This is a genomic window from Butyrivibrio sp. VCB2001 (assembly GCF_000423965.1).
Taxonomy (GTDB): domain Bacteria; phylum Bacillota; class Clostridia; order Lachnospirales; family Lachnospiraceae; genus Butyrivibrio.
The window spans coordinates 1-20,329 of record NZ_AUIZ01000002.1; the positions used below are offsets into that span (position 1 = coordinate 1).

The following is a 20,329-nucleotide window of genomic DNA, read 5'->3' on the forward strand; positions in this document are numbered from 1 at the left end:
CAAACTTTACAGTAGCAGTCCATATGTGCAGACTATATTACCGCAGAAAAACAACGCTACAAGTTTTGGAAGCCGTTATTTCGAAGAACCTCTTGCCAATTCGGCCAGATAGGAACTGGGAGCGAAATTTCGCGCCAAGAGTTTTCCGTGGCTTCTTATATAGAGTAGCATAACTGTGCTTGAATTCATAATTATGATTAGGCAGATTAGCGTCTGCCTATTAGGCATACCATAAAAAGCAAAAGAGAGACTGAAATAATGCTATCAGTCTCTCTTTATTATATCTTTGATTGATTCGCGACCCTTAACTTAATGACATTGCCATCAGGCCAGACCCAAAATAATCATGAATTTGTATTTACTTATCTTCTCTTTCTGAGAGATGTAAGTGCTCCAAGAGCTACTGTAGCAGCACTTAAGATTATCATAGAAGCTACAAGCGGATTCTGAGCCATATCGCCGGTTCTTGCTCTTCTTGCTCCAAGAACCTGTGGCAGATCTCTTGTTGCTCCAAGTACCTGAGGATCTTCCGCGCGTACAATTACGGTGTTATCTACAGGAGAATCAACAGGTGGATTTTCTTCAAGTGTTGGAGGTGTAGGAGGAGTGGGTGGAACCACGATTACTGATGGTGGAGTATCAGGAATATCCACGGTCTTTGTCTCTGTCCAGGTTCCTTTTCTGCTCTCCTTGGTGTACTTACTGAATTTAACCTCATAAAGGCTGTCAATCATAGTAAGACTTCTTGTATACTCCGTCTTATCAAGAAGTACGGAATCAGTCTTAATTCCGGAAACAACGTAATTCTTAACCTGCTTATTACCGGCAAGTGTGTAATATTTTCTGCCGGCTGCTCCGACAACCTTGCTATCTACAAGGAAGCCCTTAGATCCAAATGTACTCCAGTGTCCTTCTGCTGCACCATTAATCTCATTGCAGATAATTGTTCCACTGAAGTTTCCGCTGTTAAGAGTAACTTTAGAGTTAGGAGCCAGGATATTTCCTACGTTATTCTCGCACTGAACGTTGATCTCTTTTGCCCCTGTCACAAATGTAATGTCAGGGCTGATACCACCAAAATCATTCTGATGATTGCCGGTCTGGTTGGACTGGTAGTTTGACTTAGTGGTCACGATAGGCATTGTAACCTTATCACCGGTAAGAATAACTGTTACCTTCTCCGATGTTGCAATGCGAATAAAAGTATCACCTACTGTTCCGTCAACGTAGTAGGTTCCGCCTTTTGTGATGTCAATCTTATTCTTCTCTGATCTCTCACCGACGCCCGTGTACCAGTTCAATGTATTGTCAGCTGTCTTTTTAGTTGAGAGAATCTTGTTCATCTCGTTAACATAGGTTGATGTATCAATTCCATAAGAAGTACTGGACCTGATATTATTATGCTCGTCGTAGTAATAGTATCTTCCGCCTACGATGTAGCTGCACTCCTGATGCTGAGTCATTGTGCCGTTAACCGCAAGAATGGTAAAAGACTCCTCGACTGAATTTACTTTATAGTAAACAGTAGTGCCGTCAGACTTGGTCTCTTTATAGATTGTCTCGCCGTCCACAACCTCTTTATCATTAAGAGCAATGATCCTGTTATATTCAGCTTCAGATGTAACCTTATAGCCGCTGAAGTTAGTGATGATGCCGGTTTCCTTCTCTTCAGGTAAAGGATGGGTTACTATTACAATATTATAACCGTCTGCTTCAAGGGCTGCTTTTGCTGCCTTTGCTTCATCCCATGTTTCATAGATTATATCGCTGGCATAAGCTTCACTGTGGGTTTCGGTTCCATATCCGACAGTAACCAGAGCGTAGCCGTTCTTTCTTGCCTCTTCCATTTCTGATTCTGCTGCTTCTGCTGTCACATACTCTTTCTGAGGCTCGTATTTCTTTACCTTCTCTTCGATGTTTTCTATAGAGCCAAGGATAAGCTCTTTTAACTCTTTATCAGTTACTGTCTTTGTGATGCCATCTTCAACATAGGTAACATCGTACATTTCTCCGCATGAAACAGATGGAGCTATGATAAATGTTGTGTCTTTGGCAATAGAATTCTTTGTTAAAAGACCTGACTGCTCGCTTGTAAGTGTTGTACCGCCAAGAGAATACTCGATCCTGTTATCCAAAGCATAACTTGTATTCTTGTTTTCAAGCGCTTTCTTTATCTCATCAGGCGCATCAATAAGAGGAACTTCCTCATCTCCTATCACAGCTATCACCTTTGACTCAGAAGAACCTTCTTTTGTCTCAAGAATGAACTTATCAGCGCCGCCAAGTGCCTCAGGATCCTCAATTTCTGATACACGATTTCCCTGATTATCAGTGATGTAGTATTTCTTTGTTATGCTGTCAAACTCAATACCACTGTTTTCTGTATTACTCTTTGACTGCTCTTCAACCTGGCTCTTTATCTCTTCCGCGAGCTTCTCATCAGGTGTCGTAACAACGGTAGTTGATGTAGTCTCTTTAGTATAAACGTCCTCTACGTATTCACCGGTCGTTGTAACTGTGTTTCCTTCTTCAACGACTGTTACGTTCTCTGTATCTTTTGTCAGCTCCTCAGGGCTCTTTGTAGTCTCGACAACCTTCACTTCAGTCTTTACGTTCTCAAGACTATCATCAGTGTTTTCTATAATTGCAGCAGCCTGATCCGCAACAGAATTCTGAACAGCTTCAGCTGCATTGTTTTCTGATGAATCATCTTCAGGAATTCCATCACTTGCTTCTGCAGTAATTCCGTTTGCTGCAAAGACCAGAGTTCCGGTCATCAAGCAAAAGATTCCTTCCCTTATAGCCTGAGGAACATTGTTGTACAGTTTCATTTTAACGCCTCCATACCACACACATTATTTGCTAAACAACACGTTTCGAAATACATCCTAGGACATATACTATCATAAAAATAATCATATTTAGCATATATTTTGTTGTTTATGATTCTTTTAAGTTTTACTTTATTTTTTATTTATTTTTTAATATTTATTCGTAAATAATAAGAGCGGATCTTTCGATCCGCCCTTACCATTTTGGTGTTTGATTAAATATGTTTAGAAGTGGTAATATCTGTTTCTTATTGATTATCCCTGAGCATTTGCTTTTGCATTTCTTCTTCTTACGTATTCTTCAATTGAGATTGCTGTAATAGCTGCGAGGATAATAAGTACCCACCAAGGGAATGGAGTCTTTGTAGAAATAGGAGCTGCTGCCCTTGCTGTATCTTCATCTTTGATTACTACTGCAGGCTTTGTCTCTTCTTTCTTCTCTTCCGGCTTCTTCTCTACTGCAGGAGCTGCCTTGATCTCTTCTTCACCTTCTCCAGCTTCTACTGCTGCTTCAGCTGCGCCTGATCTTGTTCTTGTTGCTCCAAGAACTGCCTGCTGAGGTGCAGGTGCTGCAGGAGCCGGTGTTACTGCTACAGGTGCTACAGGAATGTAATCTGTTGTGTCGCTAGGTGTTGTATCGCCTGTAGGCTCGCCTGAAGGTCCGGGTGTCGGTGTAGGAGTAGGAATACGATAATCGAATCCCTCATCAAGTGCTGCAAGAGCTCTGTCTGCCTCATACTGTGCTATGCCTGCATTGAATGCTGCCCATCTGTATGCGAATTCTGCTCCCTCGAGCTGTAATACTGCGTTGTAATAATTCTTTTTAACTTCTGTAAGCGCTACGTAAGATGCCTTCTCAATTGCCTCGAGATTCTTAAGTGCCTTAGCTGCTACTATAACTGCTTTATGAGCTTCCTTAACAGCATCAAGCTTATTTGCTGCATTTGTATATGCGCTCTCAGCAGCTTCTGCATCCTGGAATTTCTGCGCCAGATCATCTTCAAGTTTTCCGGGCTTATCGATTGCCTCATTGAGTCCGTTTACAACAGTCTGTGCAGCATCTTTTGAAATAAAGCCCTTTGTATCAAGATAATATGTACGCTCTTTGTAATAATCAGCTGTCTTTGTTACCAGTCTTGTTGCTTCATATTCCACTCTAGTCTTTGTTGCATATACATAAACCCATTGGTTGCCTTGGCGAACTATCTTGTAATAGGTATTTCCATACCATTTTTTATATCCGGTACCGTCTACCTCTTCTCCGGTATTTGCATCATGGAACACATCTTTGTAAGCTGTATAAGACTCTTCCTTCAACTCATTTATAGCAAGCCAGTGTACTGAATCATGTTCATTCCAGCCGTGTCCAACTGTATATGTTTCCGGATCAATTGAGTAGCCAAAGAACTTAGTTACTGTCTCACCGTTTAGTTCGTAAGTTACCTTGTATCCACCCTCTACTGCCTCAAGAGCATAATTCTTAATACCTTCATCAAAAAGCTTATATCCTATGAGTGACTGTGCAAGCTGATCATCAGCTGCATTGATCAAATTCTGGTGATAGTCATCGTGATGGCCATTATTATCGTTAAATGTAGTAATTTCTACAGCTCTTACGGCATTTACTGCCTCAATAAGTCCTGCCCTATCGAGATCTGCAATAGCATCATCGAGTTTTTTCTCTGCTTCTTCTTTATCTGTTACTGCCTGATCATAAATGTCCTTTGCATCATCATATTCTTTTTTCTTGCCGTCGTAGTCGTCCTTAGCATCTTCTTCTGCATCTTTTGCACTTTCAAGAGCTGCCTTAGCTTCTACTATAGCTGTTCTTACATCGCTCTTTCCATAACTGCCCCAGAGTTCAAATGGCATATCCGGATTATAAAACCAGCTATCAAGTCCATACTTTCTTACGATCCTGTCGTACTCTTCCTCAGCTTCCTGTCTGGCCTGTACTGCATCTGCATAAGCTTCTGCTGCTGCCTGGAAGTCTGCATCAGCCTGATCCTTAGCATCTTCTGCTGCTTCTACTTTTCCTTTAAGCTCTTCTACAACTGCTGCTGCATCATCTGCTGCTGCCTGAGCCTGTGCTGCAATACCGGTTGCCTGCGCCTTAGCCTGCTCAGCCTCTGCCTGAGTCTCGTAAGGCTCTTCTGACATCTGCACAACCTGGTTTGCATCCTGATGTGCTTCGTATGCATCCATTCCGGTTTCAATTATTGCCGGTAATGAATCTGCTGCTGCATCTGCTGCTGCCTGCTCGAAAGCTCCTTCGCTTTCCTTAGCTGTCTCAACTGCAGCCTTATAATTTGCATCTGCTTCTGCAATAGCAGGGTCGTTTAATGTTTCATTATAAGCAGTTATTGTATCGTCAATCTTTTCAAGTGCTTTTTCTGTATTCTCAAGATGTGTATCTGTAGGCTCCTGAGCTATAATAACAGGCTCATCTGCTACAGGTTCTTCAGAAGGTAATGCGGCTTCAACCTTCTCTTCTGCATTTTCAACTGCTGCAACAACCGGTTCATTGTAATTATCTTCAGCAAAAACTGCTATTGGCTGAAGTAATAATGTTGCGCTTACACCAAGTGCTAATAATTTTACCATCCTTGTGTTCTTCATATGCATCCCTCACTTTTCATTCAAACCAAACACCGCTACCTCTAAATTGTGTTCATTCTGTGAACTCTGTATGCATATAATATCAAGGTGGTAATCATAGCACTTATCATAAACTGCCTGAATTTTGTTGTTTAAGTCTTTGTTTATGAGTTGTTTATATTCAGTTTATATTTATACATTTCCTCCCGCATAAAACATAACTTTCATTATCCAGACAAGTAAAACAAACACAAGCACAGGAACAATGCAGGCTGTGACGATCATAACCGCCAAAGACTCCGTCAGATCACTGATAAAGTTTGTCACCTTGTCGATGGTGTTAGTCGTAATGGTTGTTATCTCTCCGATGATTCCACTGTCTGAATCCCCCGAAATATCCAGGTTGTTATACTCCTCGATAGTCTGAGCCACAGTATCCTCCTGGGTCTGATAAATCTTGTCAGAGAGCATCGTGCTGGCCGGAACAATGAGGTAAATTATAACCCCGATAATGGCAAGCTTACCTGCCAGGGATAAGAATCTCTTATTGCCACTTATGATCACCGCCGCAACAATGATAAGTGCCAGAGGTATCAGCACCGAGAACGTGATATAACCGGAGATGGTAATAAGAAACTTCTCCAGATACAGTGCACTTAGTATTATAAGAAAATACTTGGCAAGCTCTGCCAGCTCAGTTGCAAGAGGCGTACATAAATCTCCGGGCAGTACCGAAAGCGTAGCTGATGCGCCTGCTGCTCCGCCTGAAAGAGTCATTACCGCGCTGATCTTATTCTCTGTCTTTTCTATAGAAGAGACATGATTTACAGGATCAGCTGCCCAGGGTGCTATTATGGTAAAAGAAATTACGGCTGCCAAAAGAACTACTGCCACAAGCGCTATTTTTTTAAGACTCATAGGGGTTACTCCTTTGCTCAAACTCTATAGTATAGTTTTCAGTCCCGGGCATATTTACGATGAAATTCCTTATCAGCTCTTTTGCCTGTTCATTGGATCTCTCAAGTATTCCGCTATCTAAGGCTTTTCTCTCTGCAGTCTCTTCAAACTCTGCCATAGACATATTGTAATCTTCTAAATTAAGTGGATTCCATAAAGACTCTTTTTCCGAGTATATCCTGAAGCTGTCCATATCAATATCGGTTGACTCAAGCTCTGAATAGGGAATCTCGACAGTGAGTGTCTTAGTCTCTTCGTCCTTGGAGACGGTGACCTTTCCAAAATCGATTCCCGCTGTAACCTTGCCGTCATAGCTATAGGTAAATCCGGATTCAGAATTGATGAAATTAAGAATTTTCTTTTCCTTGGTGTAGGTTTCAACCTGAGTAAAATAATACTCCTGTGTAACCAGAACACCCATGTTCTCAAGACCATCTTCAATGGTCTCTACGTTTACGGTAACAATGACCTTCTCCTCTTTGGGAGCAAGAGCCGGAGTCTTATAGTCGACTGACTGTTTGCCCGCCATATCGCTTCTAAACTTAATGCAGAGGATGATGGCTGCGATAAATGCAAGTGCAATAACTGAAATATAAAACATATCTTTTGGATTCTTTATATTTTTCATGATCATGCTCCCGTATATTTAAATATATCCCCGTAGAGCCAAGCTCTGCGGGGATATTATTATTATATCTCATCCAATATTAAAATGCTGAAATTCTTCCTGTTGCCCTTTAGAAATCTGCATTGCTTCGTCCATGAGCCTTATCAGTTCGAGTGTACTTCTGAATTTCTCTTTTCTGTTCTCCTCAGCCCATACAACCTCTCCCTGCCAGGTCTCGTTACAACAGTGCTCTATTTTAACTACAAAGGTTCCATTACTGTAGCCATTATTTTGTGATTTCGGATTCATAAACCCCCCTCGCATAGTTATACTATCATCTCTTATTGTATGAATCTTCCCATCATAAGAACCATCATAATATTAAGAATTTTTGAAGAATTTTCAAAAAAATTATAAAAAAGCAAAAATTATAGAGCTTTTATAGCCTTCTTTGGACATTTTTCCACACATGTTCCGCAATGTGTACACTTCTCCTGATCTATATGAGCTACATTGTTCTCAACAGTGATAGCTCCTGCAGGACAGTTCTTTTCACAGATGTGACATGCGATACATCCGATACCACAATACTGGTTAACCAGCTTGCCCATGTCCTGAGATTTGCAGGATACAGCGCAGGTAGCATCATACGGAATAAGATCAATAAGGTGACGAGGGCAAATATCAATACACTTGCCACAAGCCTTACATTCATCCTTATCAACAACTGCTACACCGTTTACTACATGGATGGCATCAAACTGACATACAGATACGCAGCTTCCGCCACCAAGGCATCCATAGGTACAAGTCTTGGATCCGCCACCTGGAAGCTGGGTCTGAAGTCTGCAATCAGCTTCTCCGTTGTACTCGTACTGGCTCTTTGCCTTTTCACAGTCACCCTGACAGTGAACATACGCAACCATCTTAGTGGAATCTCCGGCCTCAACGCCCATAATTCCTGAAATTATCTCAGCAACCGGAGCGCCACCAACCGGACACTGATTAACTGCTGCTTCTCCCTTGGCTATTGCTGCTGCACATCCGGAACATCCCGGAAATCCACAGCCACCACAGTTATTACCCGGAAGTGCTTCAAGTATTGCAGCTTCTTTTTCATCTACATCAACATGCAGCTTAAGGTCTGCCACGCCCAGGATCAATCCGATTATGATTCCGGCACCGGCAACTACCAAAGTTGCTATGATTATTCCTGTTACCATAGTCTCATCTCCTTGTTTTATTTAAGAGCACTGAATCCTGTAAACGCTATTGCCATAAGTCCTGATGTAAGAAGAACAAGGGGCATTCCCTTGAAAGGAGCAGGAATGTCGTTGTACTCCATCTTCTCACGAAGGCCTGCAAGAATAACGATTGCGATCGTGAATCCTACTGCAGTTGCAAAACCGCAAACCACACTCTGAAGGATTGTGTATCCATCAGTTACGTTATTGAGTGCCACACCGAGAACTGCGCAGTTGGTTGTAATAAGAGGAAGGTATACACCAAGTGCCTGATACAAAGAAACTACGTATTTCTTGAGGATCATCTCAACAAACTGAACGAGCATCGCAATAACAAGGATGAATACGATGGTCTTAAGGTATGAAATATCCAGTGGTGCAAGTATGAACTTATAGATAATGCTGCAAACCAGTGAAGCCATGGTGATTACGAAAATACACGCTGCTCCCATTCCAAGAGCTGTGTCTGTTTTCTTGGAAACACCAAGGAAAGGACAAAGTCCGAGGAACTGGCTAAGTACTACGTTATTAACAAGTGAAGCTGTGATCATGAGCCCCACAAGACTTAAGATAGATTCTGCCATTATCCTTTAGCCTCCTTTCCAGCTGACTTTTCGGCCATTATCTTGTCTGCTGCAGCTTCTTCAGCTGATGAGCAGCACCCCTGGCCAAACTTCGATGTGTCTTTTCCCTTAGCAGCCATATTCATCTTGATCTTGTTCATAATAGCAATGAGGAATGCAAGAACAAAGAATGCTCCGGCCTGCTGGATAAAGATACTTACAGGCTGATACTGTGAAAGGAAAGCTCCTACTGCTCCGGGAACCACTGTTCCCTCGCCAAGGATCTGAACATCAAATGCTGTTCCGGCACCGATGAACTCTCTCACAAGACCGATACAGGTGATGGCACAGGTAAATCCGATACCCATACCGATTCCATCAAAGAATGCAGGAATAATACCGTTCTTGCTGGCGTATGCTTCCGCTCTACCAAAGATGATACAGTTAACAACGATAAGAGGGATATAAACTCCAAGCGCTGCGTTAAGAGCAGGAACATAAGCTTTCATAAGAAGCTCAACCAGTGTTACGAAGGAAGCTATAACAACGATGAAGGAAGGAATTCTTACTGTTGAAGGAATTGTCTTCCTCAGTGCTGAAATAACCGCGTTACTGAGTGCAAGTACAAAAGTAGTTGCAAGTCCCATACCAATACCGTTTATGGCTGATGATGTAACAGCCAGTGTGGGACACATACCAATCATAAGGACCAGTGTAGGGTTCTCGACAACAAGTCCGTTAAAAAATCTCTCGGCAGGAGTGTTCTGTTTAAAGCCTAAAGCGCCTTTTTTTGCTTCCATGCTTATCACTGTCCTCCTTTCAATACATTTTCAAAATATGAAACTGCCGCATTTACACCGTTTGTAACAGCTCTTGATGTAATTGTGGCACCTGAGATAGCCTCAATCTGCGAATTTGCATCAGTTACCTGACCATTCTTGGCAACTGTAAGAGCACTTGCTGCCTTGTCTACAAACTGCGGAACAAGAACTTTCTCAGCATTCATTCCAAGTCCGGGTGTCTCAGCGATCTTGATAATAGAGATACCGTTTATAGAGGACTCATTTGTAATACCAACTGTATAGGTGATGAAATCACCATAGCCCTTTGACTTAACCTGGATAACATATCCAAGACCGTTTCCGGAAGCATCCTTAGCCTCTTTTACACTCTCAATTGTTACTCCCGCAAAGTCTGTAGCAACCCGCGCTGCTGCAGCTTCATCAAGAGCTACATCCTCGAAGGTCTGAGCAGAAGCAAATACCGACTGATTAGCCTTATCCTGCGCAAGCTTCTCCTGGTAAGCGATAGGGTCTTTTGTAACCTGATATACAAGGCCAAGAAGAACGCCGGCAACTAATGTGATAGCAAAAAGGATAAGCGCATTTTTGATCATTGATTTTGTATCATTCATGCTTTTTTCGCCTCCTTCTTTGCTGTTTTCTTAATACCGAAGGCTCTCGGAATTGTGTACTTCTCGATAAGCGGAACTAAGAGGTTAGAGATAACGATTGCAAAAGAAACGCCCTCTGCGTTAGCTCCGAGTATACGGAATATACCTGTAAGAAGTCCTAAGATCACACCGTAGATAACCTTTCCCTTAGGAGTGATAGGACATGTTACATAGTCGGTTGCCATGAAGAATGCACCGAGCATAAGACCGCCACCTGCAAGGTGTGCAGCCAGATATGAGAAGTTAAAGCCATATCCGCCAAAAAGAACTACGAACAGTGAAAATGTAATGATATAGGTAAATGGAATCACATAATCAATGACACCGACTGCAAAAAGGATCATGGCACCGATCACGATGCAGAGCATTGATGTCTCGCCGATGGTTCCTGCTGTCTTACCGATGATCATATCCATAACAACGGGCTCAACACCGTTCTTAAGATTCTGAAGAGGTGTTGCTCCTGTGTATGTATCTGTGATGAAATTGGTCATTATAGCCGGGAAGGATATAACAAGGAAGCACCTTCCGCCAAGAGCCGGGTTCATGAAGTTCTGTCCGAGTCCGCCGAAGATCTGCTTAACCATAATGATGGCAAAAGCACTTCCGAGGATTGGGATCCACCACGGCACAGTGGATGGAAGATTAAGGCCCAGCAAAAGACCTGTTACAACAGCTGAAAAGTCTCCGACAGTGATGGGCTTTTTCAGCGCTTTCTCATATAGGAATTCCGCAAGTACAGCGGATCCAACCGATAACAAAATGATAATAAGTGCATTCAGTCCGAAGTTATAAATACCAAAGCCGGTAGTAGGAAGAAGTGCTATAACTACCCACATCATGATATTGGATGTGGTTGTCTTACTTCTAACATGCGGATTGGATGACACTCTTCTTAAATCGCTCATTCAAATGTCCCCCTTACTTCTTTCTCTTGCCGAGCTGGATCTTTCTCATACCCTTGATCAGCTGAGTGAGCTGACGTCTAGCAGGACAGATATATGAGCAGCATCCGCACTCGCAGCATTCCATTCCGTACATATCAAGGAATGCCTTCTCATTGTTATGTTCTACCGCATCCGCAAGATTCTTGGGAACAAGACGCTCAGGACATACTTCTACGCAGCGTGCGCAGTTGATACATGCTGAAGGCTCCATTGCTGCGACCTCATCCTTGGTAAGGCAGGTCAGAGCTGAAGCTGTCTTGGTGGTAGGAACATCAAGATCAAAGATGGCAAATCCCATCATGGGACCACCGGAGATGATCTTGGCAGGCTCAGTCTTAAAGCCGCCTGCGTCCTCTAAGAGTTCGCGATAGTTTGTTCCAATCCTTACTTTATAGTTCTGGGGCTCTGCAACAGCATCACCTGTGATGGTTACAATCCTCTCCATGAGAGGTCTGCCCTCTTTAACCGCTCTGCATACTGCGCAGAGAGTATCAACGTTATCAACGATACATCCGGCATCGGCGGGAAGCATCGAAGAATTGATCTCTCTTCCTGTGCAGGCATAAATAAGCATACGTTCAGCACCTTCAGGATACTTGGTCCTGACAGCCTTAACGCTTATCTTATCCTCATCTTTAGTTAATTCTTTGAATTTGGCGATTGCATCGGGTTTGTTATCCTCAATTGCAAGAATACCTCTTGCATTAGGGAAGATACTTACAGCAATCTTAAGACCCTCTAAAAGAAGCTCGGGCTCCTCGATCATCCTTCTGTAGTCAGATGTAAGATAAGGCTCACACTCTGAACAGTTAGCGATGACATAGTCGATCTTGTCCGGCTCTTTTGGAGCAAATTTGACAGCAGTTGGGAATCCGGCTCCTCCCATTCCGACAACGCCTGCTGCTCTAACAGCATCGATCTTGTCCTGGGGAGTCATCTCCTCGTAGGGTTTTGCCGGTTTAAACTCCACTTCTTCGTATTTACCATCGTTCTCGACGATGATACTGTTGCACATAGCACCGGTTGCCAGTCTTCTTGGTTCGATTGCCTTAACAGTTCCGGATACGGTTGCAAAGATCGGTGCAGAAACAAAACCACCGGCCTCGGCAATCATCTGACCTGTAAGGACATGGTCGCCAACAGCAACAACGGGCTTAGCAGGTGCGCCAATGTGCTGGGATACAGGATATACCAGATCCCCTTTTGGCATTACTGATTTGATGGGTTTGTCCTTAGAAAGCTCTTTACCTTCATAAGGGTGGATTCCCCCCGTAAAAGTACCTCTTGCCATTTCCTACCTTCCTCCGATTTTAGAAATCTTATCTCAAAGAATTTGAGATGATATACACTTATTTATTATACTCGCTTTTGTCTAAAAAATTATGATTAATCTCAACTTTTTTAGTTATTCTTTTGTCAATAAATGCCCAATATATAAGCAATTACATGGCATGCGTAAAGACTCATCGCGAATCTGCTCTTCTTCATATTTTCATTCAGATCAAAGAAAAAACTCTTATCCTCATAGTCCCTCTTAAAGAACGGGGCAAAGACAAGATCCCACTCCATAAGATACTGTCCCTGTTTTTTGGTGTAGCAGTTTTCAGGCTTTGCCTTTTCCCTGAAATCCTTATCAACAAAGGTTGCCAGACTCTTATGGATTGCCATGTCCTCCTGTGGCAGATAATAGTAATCCTTGTAATTCGAATAGAAGTACTTAAGCTCCATCTCATAAAGAGGGACTCTTAAAGTCGCTTCTCTCCCCGATGTCTTAAAAAAGCAGCCTTCCACATTTCCGGAAATGGATGTCGGAAGTTCAATCGGAAGCACAAGCTTCATAAATACTTCCATCTTCTCCGTTCTGTCCAGATCTTTGTACTTATTGGCCTGGACCTTAACAGCCTTAACAGGAAGCTCTTCAGTTATGTAGTCCTGCTCATTTATCTCCTCGTCGGTCCTTACCGATACCTTGGGAAGATTATCAAACATCTTGAAGAACCTGCCATATAGAAGGATGGGCGCCATCCTCATCATTCCCTTTACGTCTTCAAAATTATGGAGAAGAAGGAGCTGCAGAAGCTCAGAGTTCTTACTCTCCTCATAGTCCTTGTATACTGCGATGAGTTTTCCTCCGTCGAACTCATCCTCTCTTTCAATCTTAAGGAACCTCTCAATTGTCTTTTGCTTGCAATCGGGAAGTCCAAGCTGCTTTTTATAGGGCTTTACCCATTTGTACAGATCAAAGGATTCAAGCCGCCCAAAGGGATCCGTCAGCTTATGTTCCTCGTACTTGCTCTGCAGGAACGGAATATCAAATCTGTCTCCGTTGAAGTGCACTACTTTGGTAAAAGACCTTGAGAAGTCCGAAAACTCTGATAAGACCTTTTCTTCCTCCTGTGCATTCTCGCCAAAGAACTGCCTTATTACCCACTTTCCGTTTTCCCAAAAACCGGTACCTATCATGTAAAGATCCGAATTTCTTGGTGAAAGACCTGTCGTCTCAATGTCAATAAAAAGAATGCCCTCTTTGCTGCATCCTACAATTTCAGGCAGCATCTCAAGAGCATCACTACTTATTCCCTCAATTATTTCACTGGTTTTCTTCATATACTCTCCCGCTTTCTAAATCCCCTACAGTATCTATGATACCACAAAAAAGACACCTCTTTGTGCTAAAAGAGGTGTCTAAGTATCATGTTTTCTTAACTTATGTCATTGGTTTCTCGTAGTAGAAGGAGTTCTTCCTTACAAATCCGATATCCTTGTAGTTAACGATCTGCTCGGTGCTTCCGATAAAGAGAATTCCACCGGGCTTAAGGTTTGCAAAGTACTTTCTGAAGATATCATCCTTAGCTTCCTCAGTGAAGTAGATAAGAACGTTTCTGCAAACGATCAGGTGGCAGTCCTTCGGATAAGGATCACGGAGAAGGTCAGCCTGTTTAAAGGTTACCCTTGATGTGATCTCACTTGAAACCTTCATCTTGCCATCAGGTGTCTCTGTGAAGTATTTCTTTTTAAACTCCTCAGGAACTCCCGCAATTTCTTTCTTGTCATAGATGGCTGCCTTAGCCTTGGCAAGTACTACTGCATCAAGATCAGTTGCATATACATTGATCTGATTAAGTGGTAAGTGCTTAGAGAGCATCATAACGATGGTGTAAGGCTCATCACCTGTTGAGCATGCAGCACTCCAGATCTTTAAGTTCTTACCGAACTTCTTCATAAGCTCGGGAACCATTTCCTTGTCCATAAGCTCCCACTGCTCTTTGTTTCTGAAGAACTCAGATACATTGATGGTCAGATAAGTAACAAAGGAATCCAGTGCTTCTCTATCTTTCTTGATCAGATTAAAAAATCCTTCATAACCATTAACTTCATACTTACCGATCAGAGTATCAATTCTTCTCTTCATCTGCTTCTCTTTGTAAGCGTTGAGGTCAATCTTGGTCAGATCGTAAACATTTTTCTTGAACCACTCGTAATCAGCTGCCATAAAGCTCAATACCCTCCTAAACAAAAATTTAGTAGTTGTCACTACTTCAATTTTATATTAGTTCGAATTGTATGTAAAATTAAATAAGTATAAATAAAATTTCGTCAATTTTTGCATAAAAATAAGGAGTGGAATAATATTCCACTCCTTAAAAATTTCAGTATGATCAGTTCTCTTCGTTCTGCTCTGCGATAACCTTGTCGATGTCAACTGATACTACATCGCCCTCTTCCTCAGCAGGAGCTTCCTCTTCCTTCTCAGGAGCGAACATAGCCTTGATTGAAAGGCTGATCTTCTTGTCTGCTTCGTTGAAGTCTACGATCTTAGCTTCTACTTCCTGACCTACCTTGAGGACATCTGCAGGCTTCTCAACATGCTCTTTTGCAATCTGAGATACATGAAGGAGTGCGTCGATACCGGGCTCAAGCTCTACGAATGCACCAAAGTCTGTCATTCTGGCAACCTTACCCTTAACGATGTTTCCAACTGCATACTTCTCAGTAGCATCCTTCCAAGGGTTCTCATTATCGAACTTTCTTGAAAGAGCGATCTTGCTTCCGTCGATTGACTTAACAAGAACCTTAACTGTATCGCCAATCTTGAATGCCTTCTTAGGAGACTCTACACGGCCCCAGCTCATCTCGGAGATGTGGAGAAGACCATCTGCTCCGCCGAGATCAATGAATGCACCAAAGTCTGTAACGTTCTTAACTACACCGTCAACGATGTCGCCAGCGTGGATTGTATCGAAGAGCTTCTTAGCTGCTTCTGCCTTCTCAGCTGTTACGAGCATTCTTCTGTTACCGATGTATCTTCTTCTCTTAGGATTGTACTCAGTTACAACGAACTGGATCTCCTGATCCTGATACTTGGAAAGATCTTTCTCATAGCTGTCTGATACAAGGCTTGCAGGGATGAAGATTCTAACTTCATCAACTACTACTGTAAGTCCACCCTCAAGTACCTGTACAACCTTAGCTGTAAGAACTTCCTTGTTGTTGAATGCTTCCTCAATTCTCTTGTTGCCTCTGTCAAGGGCAAGTCTCTTGTATGAAAGAATAACCTGGCCGTCAGCATCGTTGGTCTTAAGGACCTTAACGTCCATTGTGTCGCCAACCTTAACGGCTGTTGTAAGGTCAATACTGTTGTCGTTAGAGTATTCGCTCTTTGTTAAAACACCGTCGGACTTGTAACCAATGTTAAGGATTATCTCGTCAGGCTTAACGTCAATAACAGTTCCCTCTACAACCTCCCCTGTGTGAATTGTTTTGAACGATTCGTTAAGCATCTGTTCAAAAGTTTGTTCTGACATGTTTCTGAACCTCCTCAATAATGTTCTTTGGGGTTGAAGCCCCGGCGGTAATCCCAATCAGCTTGGCCGATCTGGGTATCTCCAGATGAAGATCATCTAAAGTCTGAATAAAATATGTATTTGTGCATTTATTTGCACAAATCTCGTACAGTTTCCTTGAATTGGAACTGTGCGTGCCTCCTATGACAATCATGACGTCAGCTCTGGATGCAATTTCCTCAGCTTCTGTCTGCCTTTCATCAGTGGCGTTGCATATTGTATTCACAATATTAATATTGTAACCAACATTTTTAAAGATTTCAATGGTTTCTTGAAATTTGTTTTTGTTAAAGGTAGTCTGGGACACGACTGTGTACTCGAGTTTTTTGTCACCCTCAAATTCCATGGCCTTTTCCGGTGAGTCTATAACGTACACAGGGCCTGTGGCGTAGCTTACAATACCCTCTACTTCCGGATGGCTTTCGCTCCCCACAACTATGATGCTCTTTCCCTTTTTGCTCTCATCCTCCACGATCCTGTGGATCCTCTTAACAAAGGGGCAGGTGGCATCAATTACATTAAGTCCCGACTGCTCAAGCTTTTGATGAACTTCTTTGGTGACTCCGTGGGAACGGATAACAACCGTGCCACTGCCTATGCCTTCAAGCTCATCTACGCTCTCTATCACTTTAACGCCCTTTTTCTCAAGGTCGCTTACAACGGTCTCATTGTGAATGATCGGACCGTATGTATAAATATTCGAATTTTCTTTTTCAATCTGCTCGTATACGGTTTCCACAGCCTTGGTTACTCCAAAGCAAAAACCCGCATGTTCGGCTACGATCACTTCCATATCATCACCCCACAGCTATATGGTACAGCTCAAGTATCCTGTCCTTAACCTCATCGATGGTCATATCGGATGAATCCAAAAGCACCGCATCTTCAGCCTGCTTAAGCGGAGATATCTCCCTGTGCATGTCGCGGTAGTCTCTGTCGATGATGTCCTTCTCGATGGCATCAAAGTCACAGCTTACTCCCTTTTCAGTGAGCTCTTTGTATCTGCGCTCAGCTCTTACCTTGGAGCTTGCTGTGAGATAAATCTTAAGATCTGCTCCCGGAAGAACCACGGTTCCAATGTCTCTTCCATCCATAACAACATCGGTGGTCTGCGCAAGCTTTTGCTGAAGCTCAACGAGCTTTTTCCTCACATCGCCGTTTACGCTGCTGGCTGATGCCATGTTGCCTACTGCCTCTGTTCTTATAAGAGAGTTTACATTCTCGCCGTTAAGATAAACAACCTGAATGCCATTCTCATATTTGATTGTAATGTCTGCGCTCTGGCATGTGGCGCTTATCTTCTCGGACTCACTTGCATCAATTCCGTTATTTATCATATACAGGGCCATTGCTCTGTACATTGCGCCGGTATCCACATAGATAAAACCGAGTTCCTTGGCAACCTTCTTGGCTATGGTGCTCTTTCCTGCTCCGGCAGGTCCGTCTATTGCTATACTTCTGCTCATTGTACTTGATCTCCTGAATTTAATTTACTGCACTGATTCCCGCAAGATGTCCCGTGGACCAGGCAACCTGAAGGTTAAAGCCTCCGGTCACGGTATCGACATCAAGAACTTCTCCTGCAAAGAAAAGTCCCGAAATCAGCTTGGATTCCATGGTGGAAGGATCAACTTCTTTTACACTTACTCCTCCTCTTGTAATTATAGCCTCATTAAAGTCCCTTGTCTTCTTAATCGTCATAGGAAGGTTCTTGATGAGTTTTCCAAAGGAGAGTCTCTCTTCTCTGGTGATGCTGTTTACAGGCTTTTCCGGATCAATTCCGGAGAGTCTTATCATCACAGGTATGAGCTTTGATGGGAAAAGACCTCCCAGCGCATTTTTAAACTGTCTGTTAGGAGCATCATCGAAGTCCCTTAAGATGCGCTTATCAAGCTGAGCTTCATCAAGAGCGGGCTTAAGGTCCAAAAGAAATCTTCCCTTTTTATCCTTGTCATAGTAGCAGCTCGAAGTCAGAACCAGCGGACCACTTATTCCGAAATGCGTAAAGAGCATCTCACCGAAACCGTCATATACGGGCTTAGCTTTCTTGGCAGGAGCTTTGTCTTTTGAAGGGTCCTCTAAAAAGAGCTTAAGGCCAACGTTTTTAAGTGAGAGGCCCTGAAGATCCGTGCACCAGTCTTCCTCTACCTCAAAGGGAACCAGGGACGGTCTTGTGGGAACCACTGTGTGTCCGAGGTCTCTGGCAAATCTGTATCCGTCCCCTGTAGAGCCTGTTGACGGGTAGGAAAGACCACCTGTACATACGATCACGCTGTCAAACTCTTCTCTTGTTATGGGCTCATCCTTTTTGCTGTAGGTTATTGCCTTTACAGCACCTTGCTCAGCTTCTACGGAGAATACCTCTACTTCAAACTTTACATTTACGCCTGCTTTCTTGACGGCATTAAAAAGAGTCTTAATAATGTCCGAGGAATGGTCGGAAACAGGAAATACCCTGTCACCTCTCTCCACCTTCAAATGACACCCGTTATCCTCAAAAAAGTCCATCACGGCCCTGTTATCAAAGCCGTAAACCGCGCTGTACAAAAACCTGGGATTTCTTCTGACATTGTCGAAAAAGTCAGTGACATCGCAGGCATTGGTGACATTGCACCTTCCCTTACCGGTTATGTATATCTTTTTTCCGGGCTTTTCATTTTTTTCAAAAATAGTGACGCTTCCGCCGCTCTCCGCAGCAGATAGCGCCGCCATCATACCGGCTGCTCCGCAGCCGATCACTGCTATTTTTTTCATATTATTCCTTATCTTTACGACCAAGGGGAGTATTTACAAGGTGCATCCCCAGATCGTCAGAAGCAAAGTCTATCTCGTCATTGAGATATACCTGATAATTGTTCCAGGTCTCTTCCAGCATCTTAAGGTCAGCTTGTACCTCGTTGGGTCTTCTCATACAAAGAGCTACAACCAGAGCGTTTATGACACTGAGCGGTGCTACGAGAGAATCAACGATTGAAGCCATCTCGCTCTTTGCCAGGATATTACAGGATGAATACAGGTTCATGGGTGAATGTACAGAATCGGTAATGGTGATGACCTTGGCGTTTCTGTCATTGGCAAACTCCATGCACTTAAGTGTCCTCATGGAATATCTCGGGAAGCTGATTCCTATGATGCAGTCTCTGTCCCCGATCCTGATCATCTGCTCAAACATCTCGCTGACGCTGGTGGTCCTGATCAGAACGTTGTTTCCTCTTATCATATTCAGATAGAAGTGAAGAAAATCAGCGAGAGGCTCGCAGCTGCGAAGGCCTACAATATAGACCGTTCTGGCCTTGAGAATAATATCAACCGCTGTCTTAAAGGCAGCGACATCAATATTATTAATGGTGTGCTGAATATTTGAAATATCAGATGTAAGGATTGCCTGGAGAATCTCGCCTTCACTGCTCTTGCCGAATCTCCTGCCTACCTTCTCTACGGATCCGAATTTATCTCCAACCCATGAAGCAAGTGCCTTCTGAAACTCGGGATATCCTTCATATCCAAGGCTCATGGCAAATCTTACAACGGTGGATTCGCTCATCCCAACGATCTTGCCAAGCTCAGCTGCTGTCATGAATACAGCCTGCTCGTAGTGATCGCAGATATAGCCGGCAATGTTCTTTTTGCCCTTGCTCATTCTGGAGTAGCATTCATTTATTCTGGTAATTACATCTACGTCTGCTTCGAACTTCATAACCCCTCTGAAAACTTACAGCCTGTTACTGCGCAAATGATCTGTATACTGATTCAAGCATGTTTACACTGGTAGCCTCATCGAGGTCATAGTCTCCGGTAACTGCCATGCATCCTGCACCGTGGATGAATATCCACATCTGCATAAAGAGCTGCTGTGCATTCTTTGCACCGGCTGCTGTGGCTCTGTTTATCTCTTTTACCACATTCTCATCGGTCCCGTTTACAAGATCGTACATGCTCTTGCCATCAGGTGTCTGACCTGATACGAAAAGGAGCTTGAAAAGATGCGGATACTTCTGGGCAAAGCCAATGTATGCAAGGCCAAGGTCAACAAAAGGAACCTCATGATTCTTGGCAAACTCTGCATAGTACTCGGAATAGAACTCAGCTGTCTTGGCATAAACGTCCTTCTTCAGCTCGTCCATGGTCTCATAGACCCTGAAGATAGGCTGTGTAGAACAACCTGTTGCAGCAGCAAGCTTTCTGGAAGTAATAGACTCAAAGCCCTCTTTCTTGGTTATTTTAAACGCAGCATTCACTATTTCTTTTTGCGTAATGGTAGCTTTTCTAGACATAAATCTCCTCC

19 protein-coding genes are annotated in these 20,329 nt (G+C 43.1%); all 19 read right to left on the bottom strand.

Going from position 1 to position 20,329, the window contains the following annotated elements:
- Positions 1 to 362: 362 nt before the first annotated feature.
- The 19 genes from G589_RS0102795 to G589_RS0102885 all read right to left on the bottom strand — a co-directional run bounded on the left by G589_RS0102795 (position 363) and on the right by G589_RS0102885 (position 20,318).
- On the bottom strand, positions 363 to 2,831 hold the full coding sequence (locus G589_RS0102795) for a collagen-binding domain-containing protein (RefSeq protein ID WP_026521029.1): 2,469 nt from the start codon (positions 2,829 to 2,831) through the stop codon (positions 363 to 365).
- Positions 2,832 to 3,086: 255 nt separating this feature from the next.
- The gene (locus G589_RS0102800; protein ID WP_026521030.1) at positions 3,087 to 5,450 is read right to left on the bottom strand and encodes a hypothetical protein; all 2,364 of its coding nucleotides are present in this window, start codon (positions 5,448 to 5,450) and stop codon (positions 3,087 to 3,089) included.
- 171 nt (positions 5,451 to 5,621) lie between these two features.
- Positions 5,622 to 6,347 carry a hypothetical protein gene (locus G589_RS0102805; RefSeq protein WP_026521031.1) on the bottom strand — a complete coding sequence of 242 codons (726 nt, stop codon included), beginning with the start codon at positions 6,345 to 6,347 and terminating at the stop codon, positions 5,622 to 5,624.
- Complete coding sequence (locus G589_RS0102810; protein ID WP_026521032.1) at positions 6,337 to 7,014, bottom strand: DUF4230 domain-containing protein; 678 nt, start codon at positions 7,012 to 7,014, stop codon at positions 6,337 to 6,339. The genes G589_RS0102805 and G589_RS0102810 overlap by 11 nt, the downstream gene beginning before the upstream one ends.
- A gap of 69 nt (positions 7,015 to 7,083) precedes the next feature.
- On the bottom strand, positions 7,084 to 7,302 hold the full coding sequence (locus G589_RS18650; protein ID WP_051192137.1) for a hypothetical protein: 219 nt from the start codon (positions 7,300 to 7,302) through the stop codon (positions 7,084 to 7,086).
- 119 nt (positions 7,303 to 7,421) lie between these two features.
- Positions 7,422 to 8,216: an RnfABCDGE type electron transport complex subunit B gene (locus tag G589_RS0102820; RefSeq protein WP_022768352.1), complete on the bottom strand. Its 795-nt coding sequence runs from the start codon at positions 8,214 to 8,216 to the stop codon at positions 7,422 to 7,424.
- 17 nt (positions 8,217 to 8,233) lie between these two features.
- Positions 8,234 to 8,821 carry an electron transport complex subunit RsxA gene (gene rsxA / locus G589_RS0102825; protein ID WP_022768351.1) on the bottom strand — a complete coding sequence of 196 codons (588 nt, stop codon included), beginning with the start codon at positions 8,819 to 8,821 and terminating at the stop codon, positions 8,234 to 8,236.
- On the bottom strand, positions 8,821 to 9,600 hold the full coding sequence (rsxE, locus tag G589_RS0102830; RefSeq protein WP_026521033.1) for an electron transport complex subunit RsxE: 780 nt from the start codon (positions 9,598 to 9,600) through the stop codon (positions 8,821 to 8,823). The genes rsxA and rsxE overlap by 1 nt, the downstream gene beginning before the upstream one ends.
- Before the next feature lie 5 nt (positions 9,601 to 9,605).
- On the bottom strand, positions 9,606 to 10,214 hold the full coding sequence (locus G589_RS0102835; RefSeq protein WP_026521034.1) for an RnfABCDGE type electron transport complex subunit G: 609 nt from the start codon (positions 10,212 to 10,214) through the stop codon (positions 9,606 to 9,608).
- Positions 10,211 to 11,161, bottom strand: a complete 951-nt coding sequence (locus G589_RS0102840) for an RnfABCDGE type electron transport complex subunit D (RefSeq protein ID WP_026521035.1) — start codon at positions 11,159 to 11,161, stop codon at positions 10,211 to 10,213. The genes G589_RS0102835 and G589_RS0102840 overlap by 4 nt, the downstream gene beginning before the upstream one ends.
- Positions 11,162 to 11,174: 13 nt before the next feature.
- Complete coding sequence (gene rsxC, locus G589_RS0102845; RefSeq protein ID WP_026521036.1) at positions 11,175 to 12,491, bottom strand: electron transport complex subunit RsxC; 1,317 nt, start codon at positions 12,489 to 12,491, stop codon at positions 11,175 to 11,177.
- A 125-nt stretch (positions 12,492 to 12,616) separates the two neighbouring features.
- The gene (locus tag G589_RS0102850) at positions 12,617 to 13,807 is read right to left on the bottom strand and encodes a ribonuclease H-like domain-containing protein (protein WP_026521037.1); all 1,191 of its coding nucleotides are present in this window, start codon (positions 13,805 to 13,807) and stop codon (positions 12,617 to 12,619) included.
- 100 nt (positions 13,808 to 13,907) lie between these two features.
- On the bottom strand, positions 13,908 to 14,693 hold the full coding sequence (locus tag G589_RS0102855; RefSeq protein ID WP_022768345.1) for a CheR family methyltransferase: 786 nt from the start codon (positions 14,691 to 14,693) through the stop codon (positions 13,908 to 13,910).
- A gap of 166 nt (positions 14,694 to 14,859) precedes the next feature.
- Positions 14,860 to 16,005 carry a 30S ribosomal protein S1 gene (gene rpsA, locus G589_RS0102860; RefSeq protein ID WP_026519589.1) on the bottom strand — a complete coding sequence of 382 codons (1,146 nt, stop codon included), beginning with the start codon at positions 16,003 to 16,005 and terminating at the stop codon, positions 14,860 to 14,862.
- Positions 15,986 to 16,837, bottom strand: coding sequence for a 4-hydroxy-3-methylbut-2-enyl diphosphate reductase (gene ispH, locus G589_RS0102865; protein ID WP_026521038.1), 852 nt, complete (start codon positions 16,835 to 16,837; stop codon positions 15,986 to 15,988). Before ispH ends, rpsA begins: the two co-directional genes overlap by 20 nt.
- 4 nt (positions 16,838 to 16,841) lie before the next feature.
- A complete protein-coding gene (gene cmk, locus G589_RS0102870) occupies positions 16,842 to 17,510 on the bottom strand; it encodes a (d)CMP kinase (RefSeq protein WP_026519591.1) in 669 nt (222 codons plus the stop codon).
- A 19-nt stretch (positions 17,511 to 17,529) separates the two neighbouring features.
- Positions 17,530 to 18,798, bottom strand: a complete 1,269-nt coding sequence (locus G589_RS0102875; protein WP_026521039.1) for an NAD(P)/FAD-dependent oxidoreductase — start codon at positions 18,796 to 18,798, stop codon at positions 17,530 to 17,532.
- Position 18,799: 1 nt separating this feature from the next.
- Positions 18,800 to 19,741, bottom strand: a complete 942-nt coding sequence (locus G589_RS18655; RefSeq protein ID WP_035775234.1) for a MurR/RpiR family transcriptional regulator — start codon at positions 19,739 to 19,741, stop codon at positions 18,800 to 18,802.
- Positions 19,742 to 19,766: 25 nt separating this feature from the next.
- On the bottom strand, positions 19,767 to 20,318 hold the full coding sequence (locus tag G589_RS0102885; RefSeq protein WP_026519594.1) for a TetR/AcrR family transcriptional regulator: 552 nt from the start codon (positions 20,316 to 20,318) through the stop codon (positions 19,767 to 19,769).
- Positions 20,319 to 20,329: the final 11 nt, after the last annotated feature.

Coding starts and splice junctions, on each gene's coding strand:
- G589_RS0102795 (WP_026521029.1), bottom strand. CDS start 2,831: ATGAAACTGTACAACAATGTTCCTCAGGCTATAAGGGAAGGAATCTTT.
- G589_RS0102800 (WP_026521030.1), bottom strand. CDS start 5,450: ATGAAGAACACAAGGATGGTAAAATTATTAGCACTTGGTGTAAGCGCA.
- G589_RS0102805 (WP_026521031.1), bottom strand. CDS start 6,347: ATGAGTCTTAAAAAAATAGCGCTTGTGGCAGTAGTTCTTTTGGCAGCC.
- G589_RS0102810 (WP_026521032.1), bottom strand. CDS start 7,014: ATGAAAAATATAAAGAATCCAAAAGATATGTTTTATATTTCAGTTATT.
- G589_RS18650 (WP_051192137.1), bottom strand. CDS start 7,302: ATGAATCCGAAATCACAAAATAATGGCTACAGTAATGGAACCTTTGTA.
- G589_RS0102820 (WP_022768352.1), bottom strand. CDS start 8,216: ATGGTAACAGGAATAATCATAGCAACTTTGGTAGTTGCCGGTGCCGGA.
- rsxA (WP_022768351.1), bottom strand. CDS start 8,821: ATGGCAGAATCTATCTTAAGTCTTGTGGGGCTCATGATCACAGCTTCA.
- rsxE (WP_026521033.1), bottom strand. CDS start 9,600: ATGGAAGCAAAAAAAGGCGCTTTAGGCTTTAAACAGAACACTCCTGCC.
- G589_RS0102835 (WP_026521034.1), bottom strand. CDS start 10,214: ATGAATGATACAAAATCAATGATCAAAAATGCGCTTATCCTTTTTGCT.
- G589_RS0102840 (WP_026521035.1), bottom strand. CDS start 11,161: ATGAGCGATTTAAGAAGAGTGTCATCCAATCCGCATGTTAGAAGTAAG.
- rsxC (WP_026521036.1), bottom strand. CDS start 12,491: ATGGCAAGAGGTACTTTTACGGGGGGAATCCACCCTTATGAAGGTAAA.
- G589_RS0102850 (WP_026521037.1), bottom strand. CDS start 13,807: ATGAAGAAAACCAGTGAAATAATTGAGGGAATAAGTAGTGATGCTCTT.
- G589_RS0102855 (WP_022768345.1), bottom strand. CDS start 14,693: ATGGCAGCTGATTACGAGTGGTTCAAGAAAAATGTTTACGATCTGACC.
- rpsA (WP_026519589.1), bottom strand. CDS start 16,005: ATGTCAGAACAAACTTTTGAACAGATGCTTAACGAATCGTTCAAAACA.
- ispH (WP_026521038.1), bottom strand. CDS start 16,837: ATGGAAGTGATCGTAGCCGAACATGCGGGTTTTTGCTTTGGAGTAACC.
- cmk (WP_026519591.1), bottom strand. CDS start 17,510: ATGAGCAGAAGTATAGCAATAGACGGACCTGCCGGAGCAGGAAAGAGC.
- G589_RS0102875 (WP_026521039.1), bottom strand. CDS start 18,798: ATGAAAAAAATAGCAGTGATCGGCTGCGGAGCAGCCGGTATGATGGCG.
- G589_RS18655 (WP_035775234.1), bottom strand. CDS start 19,741: ATGAAGTTCGAAGCAGACGTAGATGTAATTACCAGAATAAATGAATGC.
- G589_RS0102885 (WP_026519594.1), bottom strand. CDS start 20,318: ATGTCTAGAAAAGCTACCATTACGCAAAAAGAAATAGTGAATGCTGCG.